10 protein-coding genes are annotated in these 15,349 nt (G+C 64.6%); all 10 read right to left on the reverse strand.

Annotation, left to right across the window (positions count from 1 at the left end; all coding sequences use genetic code 11):
* Nucleotides 1–18: 18 nt before the first annotated feature.
* The 10 genes from AC4CS3_RS12660 to speB all read right to left on the reverse strand — a co-directional run bounded on the left by AC4CS3_RS12660 (nucleotide 19) and on the right by speB (nucleotide 15,295).
* Entirely contained in the window at nucleotides 19–2,253 is a 2,235-nt protein-coding gene (locus tag AC4CS3_RS12660; protein WP_490783780.1) for an McrB family protein, read from the reverse strand.
* Between the two features lie 143 nt (nucleotides 2,254–2,396).
* On the reverse strand, nucleotides 2,397–4,328 hold the full coding sequence (locus AC4CS3_RS12665; RefSeq protein WP_490783781.1) for a DUF5107 domain-containing protein: 1,932 nt from the start codon (nucleotides 4,326–4,328) through the stop codon (nucleotides 2,397–2,399).
* A gap of 207 nt (nucleotides 4,329–4,535) precedes the next feature.
* Nucleotides 4,536–5,276: a copper homeostasis protein CutC gene (locus AC4CS3_RS12670; protein WP_490783782.1), complete on the reverse strand. Its 741-nt coding sequence runs from the start codon at nucleotides 5,274–5,276 to the stop codon at nucleotides 4,536–4,538.
* Nucleotides 5,277–5,328: 52 nt separating this feature from the next.
* On the reverse strand, nucleotides 5,329–5,745 hold the full coding sequence (locus AC4CS3_RS12675) for an acyl-CoA thioesterase (protein WP_490783901.1): 417 nt from the start codon (nucleotides 5,743–5,745) through the stop codon (nucleotides 5,329–5,331).
* Nucleotides 5,746–5,771: 26 nt separating this feature from the next.
* The gene (locus AC4CS3_RS12680) at nucleotides 5,772–7,868 is read right to left on the reverse strand and encodes an ABC transporter ATP-binding protein (protein ID WP_490783783.1); all 2,097 of its coding nucleotides are present in this window, start codon (nucleotides 7,866–7,868) and stop codon (nucleotides 5,772–5,774) included.
* Nucleotides 7,865–9,598, reverse strand: coding sequence for an ABC transporter ATP-binding protein (locus AC4CS3_RS12685; protein WP_404500098.1), 1,734 nt, complete (start codon nucleotides 9,596–9,598; stop codon nucleotides 7,865–7,867). The genes AC4CS3_RS12680 and AC4CS3_RS12685 overlap by 4 nt, the downstream gene beginning before the upstream one ends.
* A gap of 258 nt (nucleotides 9,599–9,856) precedes the next feature.
* Nucleotides 9,857–11,896: an MDR family MFS transporter gene (locus tag AC4CS3_RS12690; protein WP_490783784.1), complete on the reverse strand. Its 2,040-nt coding sequence runs from the start codon at nucleotides 11,894–11,896 to the stop codon at nucleotides 9,857–9,859.
* A gap of 11 nt (nucleotides 11,897–11,907) precedes the next feature.
* The gene (locus tag AC4CS3_RS12695; protein ID WP_078106157.1) at nucleotides 11,908–12,390 is read right to left on the reverse strand and encodes a MarR family winged helix-turn-helix transcriptional regulator; all 483 of its coding nucleotides are present in this window, start codon (nucleotides 12,388–12,390) and stop codon (nucleotides 11,908–11,910) included.
* A 179-nt stretch (nucleotides 12,391–12,569) separates the two neighbouring features.
* Nucleotides 12,570–14,234 carry a thiamine pyrophosphate-binding protein gene (locus AC4CS3_RS12700; RefSeq protein ID WP_490783785.1) on the reverse strand — a complete coding sequence of 555 codons (1,665 nt, stop codon included), beginning with the start codon at nucleotides 14,232–14,234 and terminating at the stop codon, nucleotides 12,570–12,572.
* Nucleotides 14,231–15,295 carry an agmatinase gene (gene speB, locus AC4CS3_RS12705; RefSeq protein ID WP_490783786.1) on the reverse strand — a complete coding sequence of 355 codons (1,065 nt, stop codon included), beginning with the start codon at nucleotides 15,293–15,295 and terminating at the stop codon, nucleotides 14,231–14,233. Before speB ends, AC4CS3_RS12700 begins: the two co-directional genes overlap by 4 nt.
* Nucleotides 15,296–15,349: the final 54 nt, after the last annotated feature.

Here is a 15,349-nt window from a genome sequence, read left to right on the forward strand (position 1 = left end):
GGCCGCGGTGGCGCGGTCTTAGCGGACCGCAAGTCGACCCAACAACTGGTCCAGGCCGAAGCGCTCCTCCAGCTGGGCCCGGTTCAATTGACCGTGGTAATGCTCCTCCAGGAGTGGCATGAGTTCGTACTTCCAGATCCTGCGCAGCCCGGCAGGGTTCTGGGCCGCGTTCTTCATGAAGTAGGAGGGGCCGATCATCAGGTCCCGGTCCCAGTCGTCGATGGAGTCGTTCAGGGCGTCAAGCAGGTCCGCGTTGAGGGTGTCCAAACCGCGGGCCATGAGGAACCGCCGGAGCGAACCGCGGATCGGTTCCACCTTGGGATGCAGTTCCACGAACGCGAAGCGACGACGGATTGCCGCATCCATCATGGCGATAGAGCGGTCCGCCGTGTTCATGGTGCCGATGATGTAGAGGTTGTCCGGCAGGCTGAACGGTTCGTTGGGGCTGTACTGGAGGTAGATGCGGTCGTCGCGGTATTCCAGCAGGAAGTACAGCTCACCGAACACCTTGGCCAGGTTGGCCCGGTTCATCTCGTCGATGATGAGGAAGTACGGTTTGTTGGCGTTCCCGGGCTTCGCCGCTTCTTCCGCGAGCCGTCGCAGCGGTCCGGCCACGAGCTTGAACGAGACCTGGCCGTCGTCGGTCTTGTCCGGCCGGTACCCCTCGAAGAAGTCCTCGTACGCGTAGGAAGGGTGGAACTGGACCAGCTTGACGCGCTCATCGGTGCTGTCGCCAGCGAGCTGGGCCGCCAAGTGCTTGGCGAGGTAGGTCTTTCCCGTTCCCGGAGGGCCGTAGAGCACTAGTTGGCGGTTCTCCTCCAGGAGCTCGGCGATCTCGGTGAGTGGTTCGAGCTCCATGTGGAGGGAAGCTGCGAACTCTTCAGTGAGGGGGCGGAACCCTTCAATCACGGGCTCGACGACGGCGTCCGGGGCGGCGGTTTCCTCGCCGTCGGATTCGGCTTCGGCGGGCAGGAGGGACTGCAGGGACTGGATGACCCTGGTGACGTCCACGACGATCCCCGAAGTGGAGAGCTGGCGCTGGACGTGCCGCGGGGCTTCCGCGATCGGGTGGGTCTCATCGAACCATCGCACCTTGCGGCGGAGCCTGCGGTTGTCCTCGTTGTGTTCCGGTTCGCCCAGGACCACGCCGATCCTGATGGCTCCGGAATTCTGGAACAGTGCGAGGTCGCCTGGCTTCATCACGGTCAGGAACGCGAAAACAGCGGTTTTGGTGTCCTCCCGCTCCACGTAGCCGAGGTGCTTGTAGTCCTCGTCCACCGCATGCTGGACGAGGCCTGCCGTCACGCCGGGGGTGAGTTCGCGGAGGTGTTCGACGTCGAGTGTTGCCTTTTCCTCGTCCCGCCACGCCGCGAGGAGCTCGGCGGAGTCCTGGTGCGTGCGCAGCAGCCACGCACGACGCCCGGGATCTCCCACTTTGCGCCACTGGCTGACGAGCTGGCGATCGTACCAGTCGATGCGCTGGCCGGCCTGTTCGTCCAGGTACAGCCGGATGCGGTGCACGTCCGCGGTGATGTCGGTTTCCGTTTCGCCGTGGGCGCCACCAACGAGCGAGGCGAAAGCGTCCCGGATTTCGCGCCGTTCAACGTCGGCGACCACTGGCTCGAAGTAGCTGGGCCACGCCAAGTATTCGATGCTGCGCCGGATGGCCGGCTGGTCCTCGGGGGTTGCCGCCGCGAGTTCGTGGAATTTCAGCGGGTCCTTGAGGGCCTTGTTGATGCTCGCGTTGGACTGGCCGTCGACATGCGCCACGAACCGGCACAACCAGGTCAGGTGGTCCCAGATCGTCCAGTTGAATTCCGCGGTCCGGTCACGGATGACGCCGTGATCGGTCATCCCCTGGTACAGCTCCTGGGGGAGCTCGAGCTCGGGATCGAGCCAGGACGCGGCTTCGGCAACGCGGGCACGCTTCACCTTGAGCGATTTGACCTCGTGTGCCAGGGGCAGGGACTGCAGGAAGAGGAGTTCGACGGCGAGCAACTTGGCCTCACGCGAGGCCCCTTCCAGGTTTTGGCGCAGGTTGGTCATCATGGGCGCCTTGGCGTCTCCGACGCCGCGTTCGAGGCGCTCCAGGAGCTCGCCGGCGGCGTCCACCGTCCAAGTGCGGGTACTGGCGTCGAGCGCCGAAGCCTTGCCTTGAAGCCCCGGGCCCAGCACGAACCAGGCCGCATCTTCGATCTCCTTGGAGATACCGGGGGCGCGGGTCAGTGGGGTTTTGGTGGAGGGAGTCACCATGCCAACTTACATGGTTTATCTTGGTGCTGGCATCAGCAAAGTCGGCACCCCCGCCACATGCGTCCCGCCTCTTGCGTTCTGCCACATGCGTCCCACATCTTGCCTCCTGCCGCATGCGCACCGAGCCGGCGCACCCCCGGAAGTCAGTGCATCCCGAAGCGGTAGCTGGCGGGCACCGGCTCCCCGCGGCACACTTCCTGCCACAGCTCGGCGATCCCGTCCTCGCCTTCCCGGATGTCTGGTATCTCGACGCCGTCCCGCAACATCCGCGCGGCCTCCTGGCCTTTGCCGACGCCCGCGAGGGCGAGCGCCGTCAGGAAACGGATGCGCCCGACGTCGGCCAATCCGGCAGGTGCCTCGCTCGCCAGGGCGAGTGCTTGGGCGGCGTTTCCGTGCCGGATACTGAGGGTCATCACTTCGCTCAGCAAAGGGAGGTTGGAGGGCTCCAACCGGCTCGCTGCAGCAAGCTCCGCCAGGCCCTCGTCAGTCTTGTTGCTGGCAAGCAGCGCTAGGGCGTGGCCCCTTGTGGCGAGGACCTTGGAACGGGGCGAGAGGTCCTCGGCAATCAGCGCGGCGCCGTACCCGGCGATCGCACCGGCGAGGTCCTGGCGGGCGTGCTTCATCGTGGCCAGGTGGAACTGCGCTTCCGCTCCGCCATCCTTTGCCAGCAGTTCTTCCCAATCGGCTCCAGTCACGAAGGTCCCGGCGCCCAGGAAGCTGGCCCCATCCAGCAGGCTGTGCCACGGGCCCGTTTCCTCGATGGCCTCAGGGGTTGCATCGTCGGCGAAGGGAGTGCCGATTTCGTCCAGCCACGCGCGGCCTGAGTGTCGCCGTCGGGCACTCTCCAAAGCACCCCAAGCGCTGCCGCGCACCAGCATCTCGTCCGGAGGCAGGCCATAGTTCCGTGCGGCTTCGGCGAGGGCGACTTCGAGCTCCTCGTCCGGGACGAGCTCTTCGAGCCGGGCGCTGGCATGGATCACTGCCGCATCCCAATCCTGGCCGTGCGACGTCAGCGGATCCAGCTTCGCGTTGCCATAGGCCTCCACCCAACTCCACTCGGCGCCGGCAGGCATGGCCAGATGCTCGAACTGGGTCTGCGCGAGCCCGGCCTGGATCTCTGCGTAGGGGCCGGCTCCGGGGCTGAGCCATTCCTGCCAGCGTTTCCCGCCGTCACCCTGGCCCCAGACGAACAGCTTCTTCCCCCGAAGGAGGCTCGTGGACAGCATGGCCAGGCCATCGCCGTCGTGGTCTACCGCGGCGATCCAGTGCCGATGGCCCGGCTGGATGTCAAAGAAAAAATCCGCTGCGTGCGGGCTGTTCACGAGCCAAGTGGCATCCGTGCCTTGGTGTTCCGTGGGCCGGACGCGGGCGATGTCGGTGGTGTAATCGCTGCCGAAAGCCTCCGTCGCGGGCGCGATCACGCGCGTTTCCGCCGTCTCGGGAACGGCTGCGTTGCTCCACCAGTACACGGGGACCTCGTGGTCATGGGGGTTCCGGATCCGGACCGCCGTGAGGAGGACGTCCGAGTCCTCCGGAAGCCACATGTCCACTTGGAAAACCACCTCGCGGAGGCGTTCGAACTCCCACATGCGCAGGACGTCGTGGCCTTCGGGAGTCTTGACGATGGCAGTGTGCACCGGATCGCATGTAGTGGGCGAGTGCCCGCGGGTGCCGATGTTCCATTCGAGCCCGCCGGCGAACCAGGCCTTGCGCAGGGCGATGTTGGCGAATTGCAGGGTCCCGTGGGTGTGGAGGAGTTGCTTTCCCGACCCTTTGTCGAAGAGCTCCCACAGCCGGCCGCCCAAGGTGGGCAGGACAACGGCGCGCAGTTTGCTGTTCTCAAGCACGACGGCGGGCACTTCGTGGGCGGTCCGCTCGCGCGAGTAGCCGTCCTGCATCAGGTACGGGAACATGTTCGGCACTTGGCCGTAGCGGGCCGCGGCCTGCAGCTCCTCCGGAACCCCGTCGCCGATTCTGTAGGGCTGGTCCAGTTCAGCCATGACCACGGGCAACGGGCTCTCGGGGCCCAACTCCGCCATGTTCAGGGTGATAGTGGAGAGGCTCAGGTTTTGCATCTTTGTGACTCCTGGGGGCTATTTTCGATCGCAATGCTTCACCCATCTTTGACCCAAGTCACCGCCGTGTAAAGGGATCCAACCAAGTAGTCCCCACCACTGCCCTCGCCTCGCAAGCTCGGCCAGGGAACCCCGGCGGCGTGGGCCCACGCAGTTAATGTCGTTTACAGCGGGCAAAACGGCATCAACTGCGAGCTAGTTGGGATGTCACCAGGCGGCGGCGCGTGCTGCCCTCACCAGCTCCCGGTCGGTGACCATGTACGCCGTCGGGTCTGAAGCATCCGGCGAATCGAGGCCAGCGGCCCGGTTCTTCCACGTGGAAACCGTGGTCTTGGCTGACAAATGGACCGCGCTCAGTCCTGCGGCGTGCAGTGCGGGGATATCGTCCAGGGCGAGTCCGCCGCCTGCCATGACTTCAAGCCGGCCCGCTGCCCGCTGGACCATGCGCTCGAGGGTCCCGATCCCCGGCCCCACCGTCGCGGCGCCGCCAGAGCTGAGCACCCGCGTGAACCCAAGGTCCACGAGCTGCTCGACGGCGGCCGCCGGGTCCGGCGTGTGGTCGATGGCCCGGTGGAAGGTCAGTTGGGCGTCGGGGCTGGTCTCCAAGGCGGTGGCGACGAGCTTTCGCGTGGCTTGGACGTCGATATCACCGGCGGCCGTAAGGACTCCGATCACCACTCCGTGAGCCCCTTGGGTGAGCAAGAACCGGATCTCGCGGTCCATCGTGTCCAAATCCGCGCCGGAATACAGGAAATCTCCCGGCCGGCTACGGATCAACGGGTGGATCTCCAGCCGCCCACCGGCAGCCTCCTGCGCGGCTTCCATCAGCCCTTGGCTCGGGGTCAGTCCCCCGAGCTCCAAGGCGCTGCAAAGTTCGATCCGGTCCGCGCCTTCTTCAGCGGCAACGGCAGCGCCCTGGGCACCGACGGCGACGATCTCGAGTTTCATGGGGAAACTCTACGGCCACCGGGGGTGCACAGGGCGCTGCTGCCATGCTTCGCTAGGCCCGATAGGGCGCCAACTGCTCCTTCTGCTCGGGAGTGAGCCTGCGGACACGGCCCGTGGACTCGTCGACGAACGCCAGATGGGTACTCGCGTTGACGCAGTCCTGGCCGGTCACGGGATCCTTAATGACGTAATGGAGGTCAAAACTTGCCCCCTTCACGGCGCCGACCCAGATCTCAACCACTGCCGGAATGTTCCGGTATTCCAAGGTCCGGACGTACCGGACCTTGTGCTCCACCACGAGGGTCATGACCCCGTCTTCAACAGAGTCGAAGACGGAGACCGGCGGTTCAACTCCGGGGAGTCCGGCTCCGCGGGGCGGACCGAAGGCCGCGATGCGGGCCTCTTCGAGCATGCGCACGATCTGGACGTTGTTGATGTGCCCGTACGCATCCATGTCTCCCCAACGCATCGGCACTTGGACCGTAATCCGCTGGCTCAGCTGTGCACCGCCGTCGAGTCATCCACAACTGCTTCCCCGGCATCCTCACCGGCAAACTGCGACATGTAGAGGCGGTAGTACGCGCCCTGCAATGTGAGCAGTTGGTTGTGGTTGCCCTGCTCCACGATGCTGCCGTTTTCCACCACCAGGATGGTGTCGGCGTCGCGGATGGTGGACAAACGGTGGGCGATGACAAAGCTGGTGCGATCGGTGCGGAGGGCAGCCATGGCCTTCTGCAAGAGCAGCTCGGTACGGGTGTCAACGGAGCTTGTGGCCTCGTCCAGGATCAACAGCGAGGGATCGGAGACGAAGGCCCGCGCGATGGTGATGAGCTGCTTCTCGCCCGCGCTGACGTTGTTGCCTTCCTCGTCGATGATGGTCTGGTAGCCATCCGGCAGGGCACGCACGAAGCGGTCCACGTACGTGGCCTTGGCCGCCTCCATGATCTGTTCCTCGGTGGCGTCGAGGTTGCCGTACTTGATGTTGTCGTAGATGGTGCCGCCGAACAGCCAGGCGTCCTGGAGCACCATACCCACCTTGGAGCGAAGCTCGGAACGGCTCAGCTCCTTGATGTCCACCCCGTCCAGGGTGATACGTCCCGAATTGAGCTCGTAGAACCGCATGACGAGATTGACCAGGGTGGTCTTGCCCGCACCGGTGGGTCCGACAATCGCCACTGTGTGTCCGGGCTCCGCGCTGAGGGAAAGGTTCTCGATGAGCGGCTTGTCGGCAACGTAGCTGAAGGACACGTTCTCGAACTCGACGTGGCCGTCCGTGCGCGGGGGCAGGTGACGGGCAGCGTTCTCCGGCATTTCCTCATCGGCATCCAGGAACTCGAAAACGCGCTCAGCGGAAGCCACACCGGACTGGAGCATGTTGGCCATGCCGGCGATCTGGCCGAGGGGCTGGGTGAATTCACGCGAGTACTGGATGAACGCCGTGGCGTCGCCGAGGCTCATGGAACCGGAGGCCACCCGCAAACCACCGACGACGGCGATGCCCACGTAGCTGAGGTAGGAGACGAAGTTCATGGCCGGGAAGATGATGCCGGAAACAAACTGTGCCCCGAACGAGGCCTTGTACAGGGCTTCGTTGCGTTCGTCGAAACGCTCCAGCATGTCCGCGTCGCGCCCGAAGACCTTGACGAGCTCGTGGCCCGAGAACGATTCCTCGATCTGGCCGTTGAGCGAGCCGGTGTTCTTCCACTGGGCGGCGAAGAGCTTCTGGCTGCGCGAGCCAATGACACCGGCAAGGACACCGGAGAGGGGCAAGGCAACCAGCGCGATGAGGGCCAGCTGCCAGGAAACGATGAACATCATGATGGTGATGCCGAAGACCGTCAGCACCGAGCTGACCAGCTGCGCGAACGCCTGCTGCAGTCCTTGCTGGACGTTGTCGACGTCGTTGGTCACGCGGGAGAGGATGTCGCCGCGCTGGCGGGTGTCGAAGTAGTTCAGGGGTAAGCGGTTGAGCTTGGCCTGGACGTCGTTGCGGAGCCGGTTGATGACCTTCATGACGATCTTGTTCAGGATGTAGCCCTGGGCCCACAGGAAGATATTGGCCACGAAGTACATCAAGAGCACGATCGATATCAGGAACGTGAGCTTGGAGAAGTTGATCCCGTTGGTGAGCTCCATCTTGGATACCATGTCCGCGAAGTTGTTCTGGCCGGCCTGGCGGAGTCCTTCGGCGAAAGCCGCTTGGCTCACGCCGGGAGGCAATTGCTTTCCCATGACGCCGCCGAAGATGACGTCCATGGCGCTGCCGAGGATCTTCGGGGCGATGACGTTCAGGACGACGGAGACCACCACGAGGCCGATGACGAAGACCACCCCGGCAGCCTCCGGCTTGAGCAGCCCGAGGAGCCGCTTGGCCGACGGCCCGAAAGCTTTGGCCTTCTTGGCCGGCAGGTTGCCGAACATGCCACCGTCGGCTTCGCCCGGAGTGTATTCGGTTTCCTCGATGTCGTCATCTTCCACGGCTGTTACGGCACCGGCTGCGGCTGCATCCTTTGCTTCCGCAGCTTCGCGGGCAGCCTTCGCTGCTTCGGCCTTCGCGGCCCAGCCGCGCTTTTGCTGATTCTGTTCGCTCATGCCACTTCCTCCGCGCTCAGCTGGGATTCGACGATCTCTTGGTACGTGGGTGACGTTTCCAGGAGTTCCTCATGGGTGCCGCGGTCAACGATTCTGCCGTTGTCCAGGACCAGGATCTGGTCTGCGTCCGCAATGGTGGAGACGCGCTGGGCCACGATGATGACCGTGGCATCCTGCGTCTTTTCCTTCAACGCCCTGCGAAGGCGGGCGTCCGTGGCCACATCCAAGGCCGAGAAGGAGTCGTCAAAGAGGTAGACCTTGGGCTGCGTCACCAAGGCCCGGGCGATGCAGAGGCGCTGCCTCTGGCCACCGGAGACGTTGGTTCCGCCTTGGGCGACCCTCCGGTTGAGGCCGGAGGACTTTTCCATGACGAAGTCCTTGGCCTGGGCGGTTTCCAGCGCATCCCAGAGTTCCTGGTCCGTGGCGTCAGTCTTGCCGAAGCGCAGGTTGTGCTCGATGGTTCCGGAGAACAAGTACGGCTTCTGCGGCACGGTGGCCACCCGGCTGGTGATTTCATCGCGGTCCAGGCTGGTGACCGGGACACCGTCGAGCAAGACATCGCCGGACGCGACGTCGTACAGGCGCGGCAGCAGGGACACCAAGGTGGTCTTGCCTGCGCCGGTGGAGCCGATGATGGCGAGCGTCTGGCCCGGCTCCGCGGTGAAGGAAATGTTGCTCAACACGGGAGCTTCGGCGCCGGGGTATTTGAAGGTGACATCGCGGAATTCGACGCGCCCCTTCTTTTCCGCGGGCGCTACGGGCGCCTTCGGATCGTGGATGGAGGGTTCGACGTCGAGGACCTCGCCGATCCGGTCCGCGCACACGGAGGCGCGCGGGATCATCATGGCCATGAAGGTACCCATCATGACCGCCATGAGGATCTGCAGGAGGTACTGCAGGAAGGCCGTCAGGGAACCCACCTGCATGTTGCCCGCGTCCACCCTTTGGCCGCCGAACCACAGCACTGCGGCTGTGGAAAGGTGCAGGATCATTCCGATGGCCGGGAACATCAAGACAAACAGGTTGCCGATCTTGACCGACACCAGGGTGAGGTCCTTGTTGGCGTCGCCGAAGCGCTTGGCTTCGTAAGGTTCACGAACGAAGGCCCGGACCACGCGGATGCCGATGATCTGTTCGCGCAGGACGCCGTTGATGACGTCGATCTTCTTCTGCATGGAGCGGAAGAGCGGCATGAGCCTGACCACGAGGTAACCAACCACGGCCACGAGGACGGGCACCGAGACCCAGACGAGCCACGAGAGGCTGAGGTCTTCGCGCAGGGCCATGATGATGCCGCCGACGCACATGATGGGCGTGGACACCATGAAGTTCAGGCCCATGAGCATGAGCATCTGGACTTGCTGGACGTCATTGGTGCCGCGGGTGATCAACGTGGGTGCGCCGAAGCTGTTGACGTCCTTGGCCGAGAAGCTGCTGACCTTGCGGAAGACGTCCCTGCGCAAGTCGCGGCCCATGGCCATGGCAACGCGGGATCCGAAATAGACCCCCGCGATGGCCGCAATGACCTGGCCGAGCGCGACCGCGAGCATCAGGGCTCCGGTTTGCCAGATGTAGTTGGTATCCCCCCGGGATACCCCTTCATCGATGATTTTTGCGTTGAGGCTTGGAAGGTAAAGGGTGGCAATGGTAGACGCCAACTGGAAGATGATGACGGCCAGTATCTGCGGCAAATACGGCTTGGAGTAGCGCCGTATCAGGGTGACAAGCATGCCCACGGATCCTTAATGAGAGTGCGCGAATGAATTAATGCGAATGACTAAATGCTGCGAATGACTAAATACATAGGTAGCAGCAGGCGCTGACAGTATTAGTCCCTCAACTCTACGAAATCCGTTGCCTCAGCGAAATATCGATAGCCGAATATCATCCTTGCGGCGTAGCTGAGCCGCTGCAGCGCTTCCAAACTCGCTGCAGCGGCTCCCGCCACACATACCGCCACACATTCCGGGGCGGTTGCCCGCCGGCGCTTAGCCGGCGTGCCGCCCGGTTTCCCCTGCCCTCGAGGCGTCGCCGGCAAGGAGCAGCAAGGCAGCCCTTTCCTGGCGACGGCGTTCACGCTTGAGTTCCTTGCGCAGCGCGGCCAACTCCTCGGCGATCCGCGACTGCTCGACGGCGGTGGCTTGCTGTTCGTGGACGCGTACCTGAAGCTCGCGCTGTGCCCTGCTCAGCTGAAGCTGCTGCTCGGCCAGCAAGCGTTGGGTGCGGGCCAGCTGGTCCTGGACCTCGCGCAGTCCCGCGGCAGGGTCCGGCCGTTCCTGCGTCAGGATCCGGGCAAACTCAAGGTCCAGGTCATCGTGCTCTTTCTCGGCCGCTGCACGGGCGCGGCTGGCACCCAAGGGGGTGCCGCCGTCGTCGGTCGCTTGGGCAAACTCAGCGGATTCGATAACCGGCAGCGCGGAGGTATCCAGCGTCATGCCGGCCTCGCCGGAAGCGTTTGCCAGCAGTTCCTTCTCCGGCGATGCGTCCACGGTTTTCCGCAGCGGAACTTCCTTGATGAACAGCACGGCGATGAAGGCGACCAGGGCAATGGCCGCGGAGATCATGAAGATCTGGGCGGTCGCATCGCCGTAGGCGGCCCGCATGATGTCGCGGATCGGGGCAGGCAAGTCCGTCAGGTCCATGCTCGCGTTGCTGGAGCCGCCGCTCACCGGGATGTGGGCCGCAGCGAGGCCTTGGGTGGCAAGGTCCTTGACGTGCGTGGCCATGATGGCACCGAGCACCGAAACGCCGATCGCACCGCCGACGGAGCGGAAGAACGCCACGGACGCGCTGGCCGTGCCGATGTCCTGGGCGCGGACGGTGTTCTGGACCGCGAGGACCAGGTTCTGCATGAGCAAGCCAAGGCCCAGGCCGAAGATGGCGGTGTAGCAGCAGGTGATCCACAGTTCAGTGGTGTGGTCGATAGTCCCGGTGAAGGCAAGGCCCCCGGCCAGCAACACGGTGCCCGCCAGGAGGAAGCGCTTCCACTTGCCGAAGCGGCTGATGAGCTGGCCGGATGCCACCGAGCCCAGGAGGTTGCCCGCAATCATGGGCAGCGTCAGGAGGCCGGCCTCGGTGGGCGTGGCGCCGCGGGCTACTTGGAAGTACTGGCCCAGGAACGTTGAGGAGCTGAACATCGCGATACCGACGGCCACGGAGGCCAGGATCGCCAAGGCGGTGGTGCGCTGGGAGATGATCTTCAGCGGGATGATGGGCTGGGCCACCTTTGATTCGACCAGTACCAGCAGTGCCAGCAGAAGCACGCCGCCGCCAACCATGAGGGCGGACTGCCAGGAGATCCAGTCGTAGTAGTCCGGGTTGCCGGCGAAGGAAACCCAGATCAGGAGCAGGCTGACGCCCGAGGTCAGCAGGATGGAGCCGAGCCAGTCGATCTTGGCCGGGCGCTTGATGTGCTGGATCTTGAGGGTCACCTGGAGCAGGATGAGCGCGACGACGGCGAGCGGCACGCAGACGAAGAACGTCCAGCGCCAGCCGAGCGGGCTGTCTACGATGAAGCCGCCGAGGAGCGGGCCGCCTGCGGTACCGACCGCCATGACTGCGCCCATGTAGCCCGAGTACTTGCCACGGTCACGCGGCGGAATCATGGTGCCGATGATCGCCTGGGCCAGTGCGGTGAGGCCGCCCAAGGCGATGCCCTGGATGACGCGGGCGGTCAGCAGGAAGGGAATGCTCATGGAGAAGCCGGCCATGACCGAGCCGGCCACGAAGATCACGATGCTCAGCTGGACCAGGAGTTTCTTGTCGAAGAGGTCGGCGAGCTTGCCCCATATGGGCGTGGTGGCGGCGTTGGCCAGCAGTGCGGCCGTGATGACCCACGCGAAGTCCGTTTGCGTGCCGTGGAGATCGGACATGATGGTCGGCAGCGCGTTGGCCACGATGGTGCTGCTCAGGATAGCGGTGAAGAATGCCGCGAGGAGGCCGGTCAAGGCTTCCATGATCTGGCGGTGCGTCATGGGCGCGGTTGACGCCGGCACCGCCGTCGAACGTTCTTGTATTCGGGTTGCCATTGCTGCTGCTCCTAAGCTGTGTGGTTCGAGTGGTGGGAGCCGGCCGCCGTTGCCCGGACTGAGTGGTTGAGTGATGTGGTCAATTTCTCGAGGACCTGCCCTGCCTCCAGGGCGTCTTCCTCGCTCCACTCCGCGAGGTAGGCCCGTAAATTGAGGCTGCGCTGTTCTTCGAAGTCCCGGACCTTCTCAATCCCGGATTCGGAGAGGGCCACCAATTGTGCGCGGCCGTCGGCGGGATCGGGGCGCCGGACCACCAAACCGAGTTCCTCCAGTTCGGCGATGTGCCTGCTGAGGACCGGGGGGCTGACGCCGAGCCGGGAGGCGAGCTTCGTAGCCCGGGACTCCCCCTCGCCAATGAAGCGCATGACACCCTGCAGGGCGAACCCGACGTCGGCATCTTTCGCGATGTTCGCGGTCACGATGCAACGCAACACCCGCTGCAGATCGAAAATCTGATGGACGAGTTCGGTTGCTGTGCTCGATGCGACAGCCATGGAAGACACCTCACTTTTGTTTGCCTAAAGCAACTATACGCCAAACTGATTGCTTTGGGAAACTAATGATGTGTGAGGTGCGTTAAACACCAAGCGCGAACTGGCAGGTAATGCCCTCATCTTTCGAAAAAGGGGTCATTATCTGCCAGCTCGCGCTGGGGTTTGGAGGGTTCGGAGTGTCAGTCGCCCAAGTGCGTGGGGCCGAACATCTTCAGGAGGGTTTCAACCACGACGACGTTGGGGCCGTCCGCGGCGAAGCTTTCCTTGAGCGCGTCCCCGACGTCGCCCGGGTCCACCCTGCGTGCCGGGACACCGAAAGCCTCGGCGAGCTTGACGAAGTCCGGGCGGGCGAGTTCCGTGGCCGTGGCCTTGCCGAAGGCACCCACCATATATTCCCGCAGGATGCCGTAGCCGCCGTCGTCCACGATCAGCCACGTGACCGGGACGTTGTGCTGCTTGGCGGTGGCCAGCTCGGAGATCGAATACATGGAGGATCCATCGCCGGAGACGGCCAGCACGCGACTGGGTTTGCCCACCGTTTCCAGTCCCACGGCACCGCCGATAGCCGCCGGGAAGCCGTAGCCGAGGCCGCCGGCGCCCTGGGCCGAGTGGAACTGGCCCTCGCGGGAATCCCAGCAGCTCCATCCCCAGTACGCGGAGATCGTCATGTCCCAGAAGGTCTGCATGTCCGCCGGAACGGCTTCGCGGATATCGGCCATGAACTTCAGTTCCTTGCCGAGGTCCTGCTCTTCAAGGCGAGCCTTGACCTTCGCGAGGGACTCCTTGACGAGGTCTTCGGGCGTGGTGCCTTGCCAGTCCGGTACCGCCGCCGTCGCAGACAAGGCCTCATCCAAGGCAGAGTCGAGCGCGGCAAGCGCCTGGCCGGCGTCGGCGCGGATGCCCAGGCCGGGCCGGTTGGACTCCAGGACCCGCGGTTCGGCGTCGATCTGGATGATGCGCCCGCGCGGCTCAAAGGTGAAGTAGTTGGACGTCACCTCGCCCAGGGAGGAACCAATGACGATCAGCACGTCGGCATCCTCGAGGACGTCCGTCATGTGGCGGTCTTCGATCCAGGACTGCAGGGACAGCTCGTGGGTCCACGGGAACGCTCCGTTACCACCGGGCGTGCAAATCACCGGGGCGCGGAGTTTCTCGGCGATCGACAGGAGCGACTTCTCGGCCCGGCCACGGCGCGTGCCGCCGCCGGCGATGATCGCCGGACGCTCCGCCGTCGAGAGCCATTTGACCGCTTCCCGGATCAGCTCCACACGCGGCGGGTTGTCGGCGGCTTCGGCGAGGGCGTCCTCTACCGGAGGGACCATGATCGGGTCCAGGAGCACGTTCTGCGGAATCTCGATCCACACCGGACCCTGCGGGGAGGAAATGGCCTCGGTCCAGGCATCCTGGATGGCCGAGGGAATCCCGGAAGCGTGCTGGATGAGGCGCTGGCTCTTGGTGACGTTCGCGGCCGAGGCCTTCTGGTCATCGAGCTGGTGGAGCATGCCTTTCCGGCGCGCACCCAAACCCTCCAAGGGGATCTGGCTCGCCACGACCACCATCGGCACGCCGCTCGCGTACGCTTCCTGCAATCCGGCGAGGGACGTCAACGCGCCCGGACCGGTGGATAGGAACAGCACCCCGACCTCGCCCGTGGCACGGGAATACCCGTCCGCGGCGAAAGCGGAGTTGTTCTCCACGCGGGAGGACACGAAATGCAGATTGCCGCGGCCCATCGCGTCGAACAGGCCCAGGGCGTGCTGGCCGGGGATCCCGAAGACCGTCTTCGCGCCGAGCGCCTCGAGAGTCTCGACGACGAGGTCCCCGCCGTTGCGCTGGTCCGTCACTTCGTGACCGCCGCGGCGAAACCGGCCGGGCGCCGGGATTCCTGGCCAAGGGCCTGTGCGGCGTAGCCGTTCGGGGCGCCGTGGCGGTTGCCTTCGACTGCGTTGTCCGCCATGAGGGTGACGAGTTCGTAGGCAACGTGGCTGGCTGCGACACCTGTGATCTCAGCGTGGTCATAGGCGGGGGCGACCTCGACGATGTCTGCGCCCACGAGGTTCATCCCACGGAAACCACGGATGATTTCGAGGAGCTCGCGGCTGGTGATGCCGCCGGCTTCCGGCGTGCCGGTACCCGGGGCGTGGGCCGGATCCAGGACGTCGATGTCCACGGAAATGTACAGAGGACGGTTGCCGATGCGGTCCCGGATCTTGGCCACGGTTTCCAGGACGCCCTGGTAGTAGACGTCCGCCGAGGTGACGATGCCGAAGCCGAAGCGGTGGTCGTCGTCGAGGTCCTTCTTGCCGTAGAGCGGGCCGCGGGTACCGACGTGGCTGATGGCCTCGGTGTCCAGGATGCCTTCTTCGACGGCGCGGCGGAACGGGGTGCCGTGGGTGTACTCGGCGCCGAAGTAGGTGTCCCAGGTGTCCAGGTGGGCGTCGAAGTGCAGCATGGCAACGGGCTCGGCGGCGCGTTCGGCGGCGGCGCGGAGCAGCGGCAAGGCGATCGTGTGGTCGCCGCCGAGCGTGACGAGCTTGCTTCCGTTGGCCGTCAGATCCAGCGCATTCTGCTGGATGGTCTCGATGGCCTCGTTGATGTTGAACGGGTTCACGGCCATGTCGCCGGCATCGGCAACCTGGATGTTCTCGAACGGGCTGACGTCCCAGGCCGGGTTGTACGGGCGCAGCAAACGACTGGCTTCGCGCACATGGTTGGCACCGAAGCGGGCGCCGGGACGGTATGAAACGCCGGAGTCGAAGGGGACGCCGACCACCGTGACATAGGCCTTGGAAACCTGGTCCAAGCGGGGCAAGCGGGCATAGGTGGCAGCACCGGCATAGCGCGGGATTCGGGCCGAATCAATGGGACCAAGGTTACCGTTGGCCTCAATACGAAGCTCTTCCAAAATGCGCCACTCCTTTGTGAATAGGCGGGATGGGGTATGACTGTGACACCAATC

The organism is Arthrobacter sp. SE2 (assembly GCF_058244265.1).

Coding starts and splice junctions, on each gene's coding strand:
- AC4CS3_RS12685 (WP_404500098.1), bottom strand. CDS start 9,598: ATGCTTGTCACCCTGATACGGCGCTACTCCAAGCCGTATTTGCCGCAG.
- AC4CS3_RS12680 (WP_490783783.1), bottom strand. CDS start 7,868: ATGAGCGAACAGAATCAGCAAAAGCGCGGCTGGGCCGCGAAGGCCGAA.
- AC4CS3_RS12670 (WP_490783782.1), bottom strand. CDS start 5,276: ATGAAACTCGAGATCGTCGCCGTCGGTGCCCAGGGCGCTGCCGTTGCC.
- AC4CS3_RS12660 (WP_490783780.1), bottom strand. CDS start 2,253: ATGGTGACTCCCTCCACCAAAACCCCACTGACCCGCGCCCCCGGTATC.
- AC4CS3_RS12665 (WP_490783781.1), bottom strand. CDS start 4,328: ATGCAAAACCTGAGCCTCTCCACTATCACCCTGAACATGGCGGAGTTG.
- AC4CS3_RS12690 (WP_490783784.1), bottom strand. CDS start 11,896: ATGGCAACCCGAATACAAGAACGTTCGACGGCGGTGCCGGCGTCAACC.
- AC4CS3_RS12695 (WP_078106157.1), bottom strand. CDS start 12,390: ATGGCTGTCGCATCGAGCACAGCAACCGAACTCGTCCATCAGATTTTC.
- AC4CS3_RS12675 (WP_490783901.1), bottom strand. CDS start 5,745: ATGCGTTGGGGAGACATGGATGCGTACGGGCACATCAACAACGTCCAG.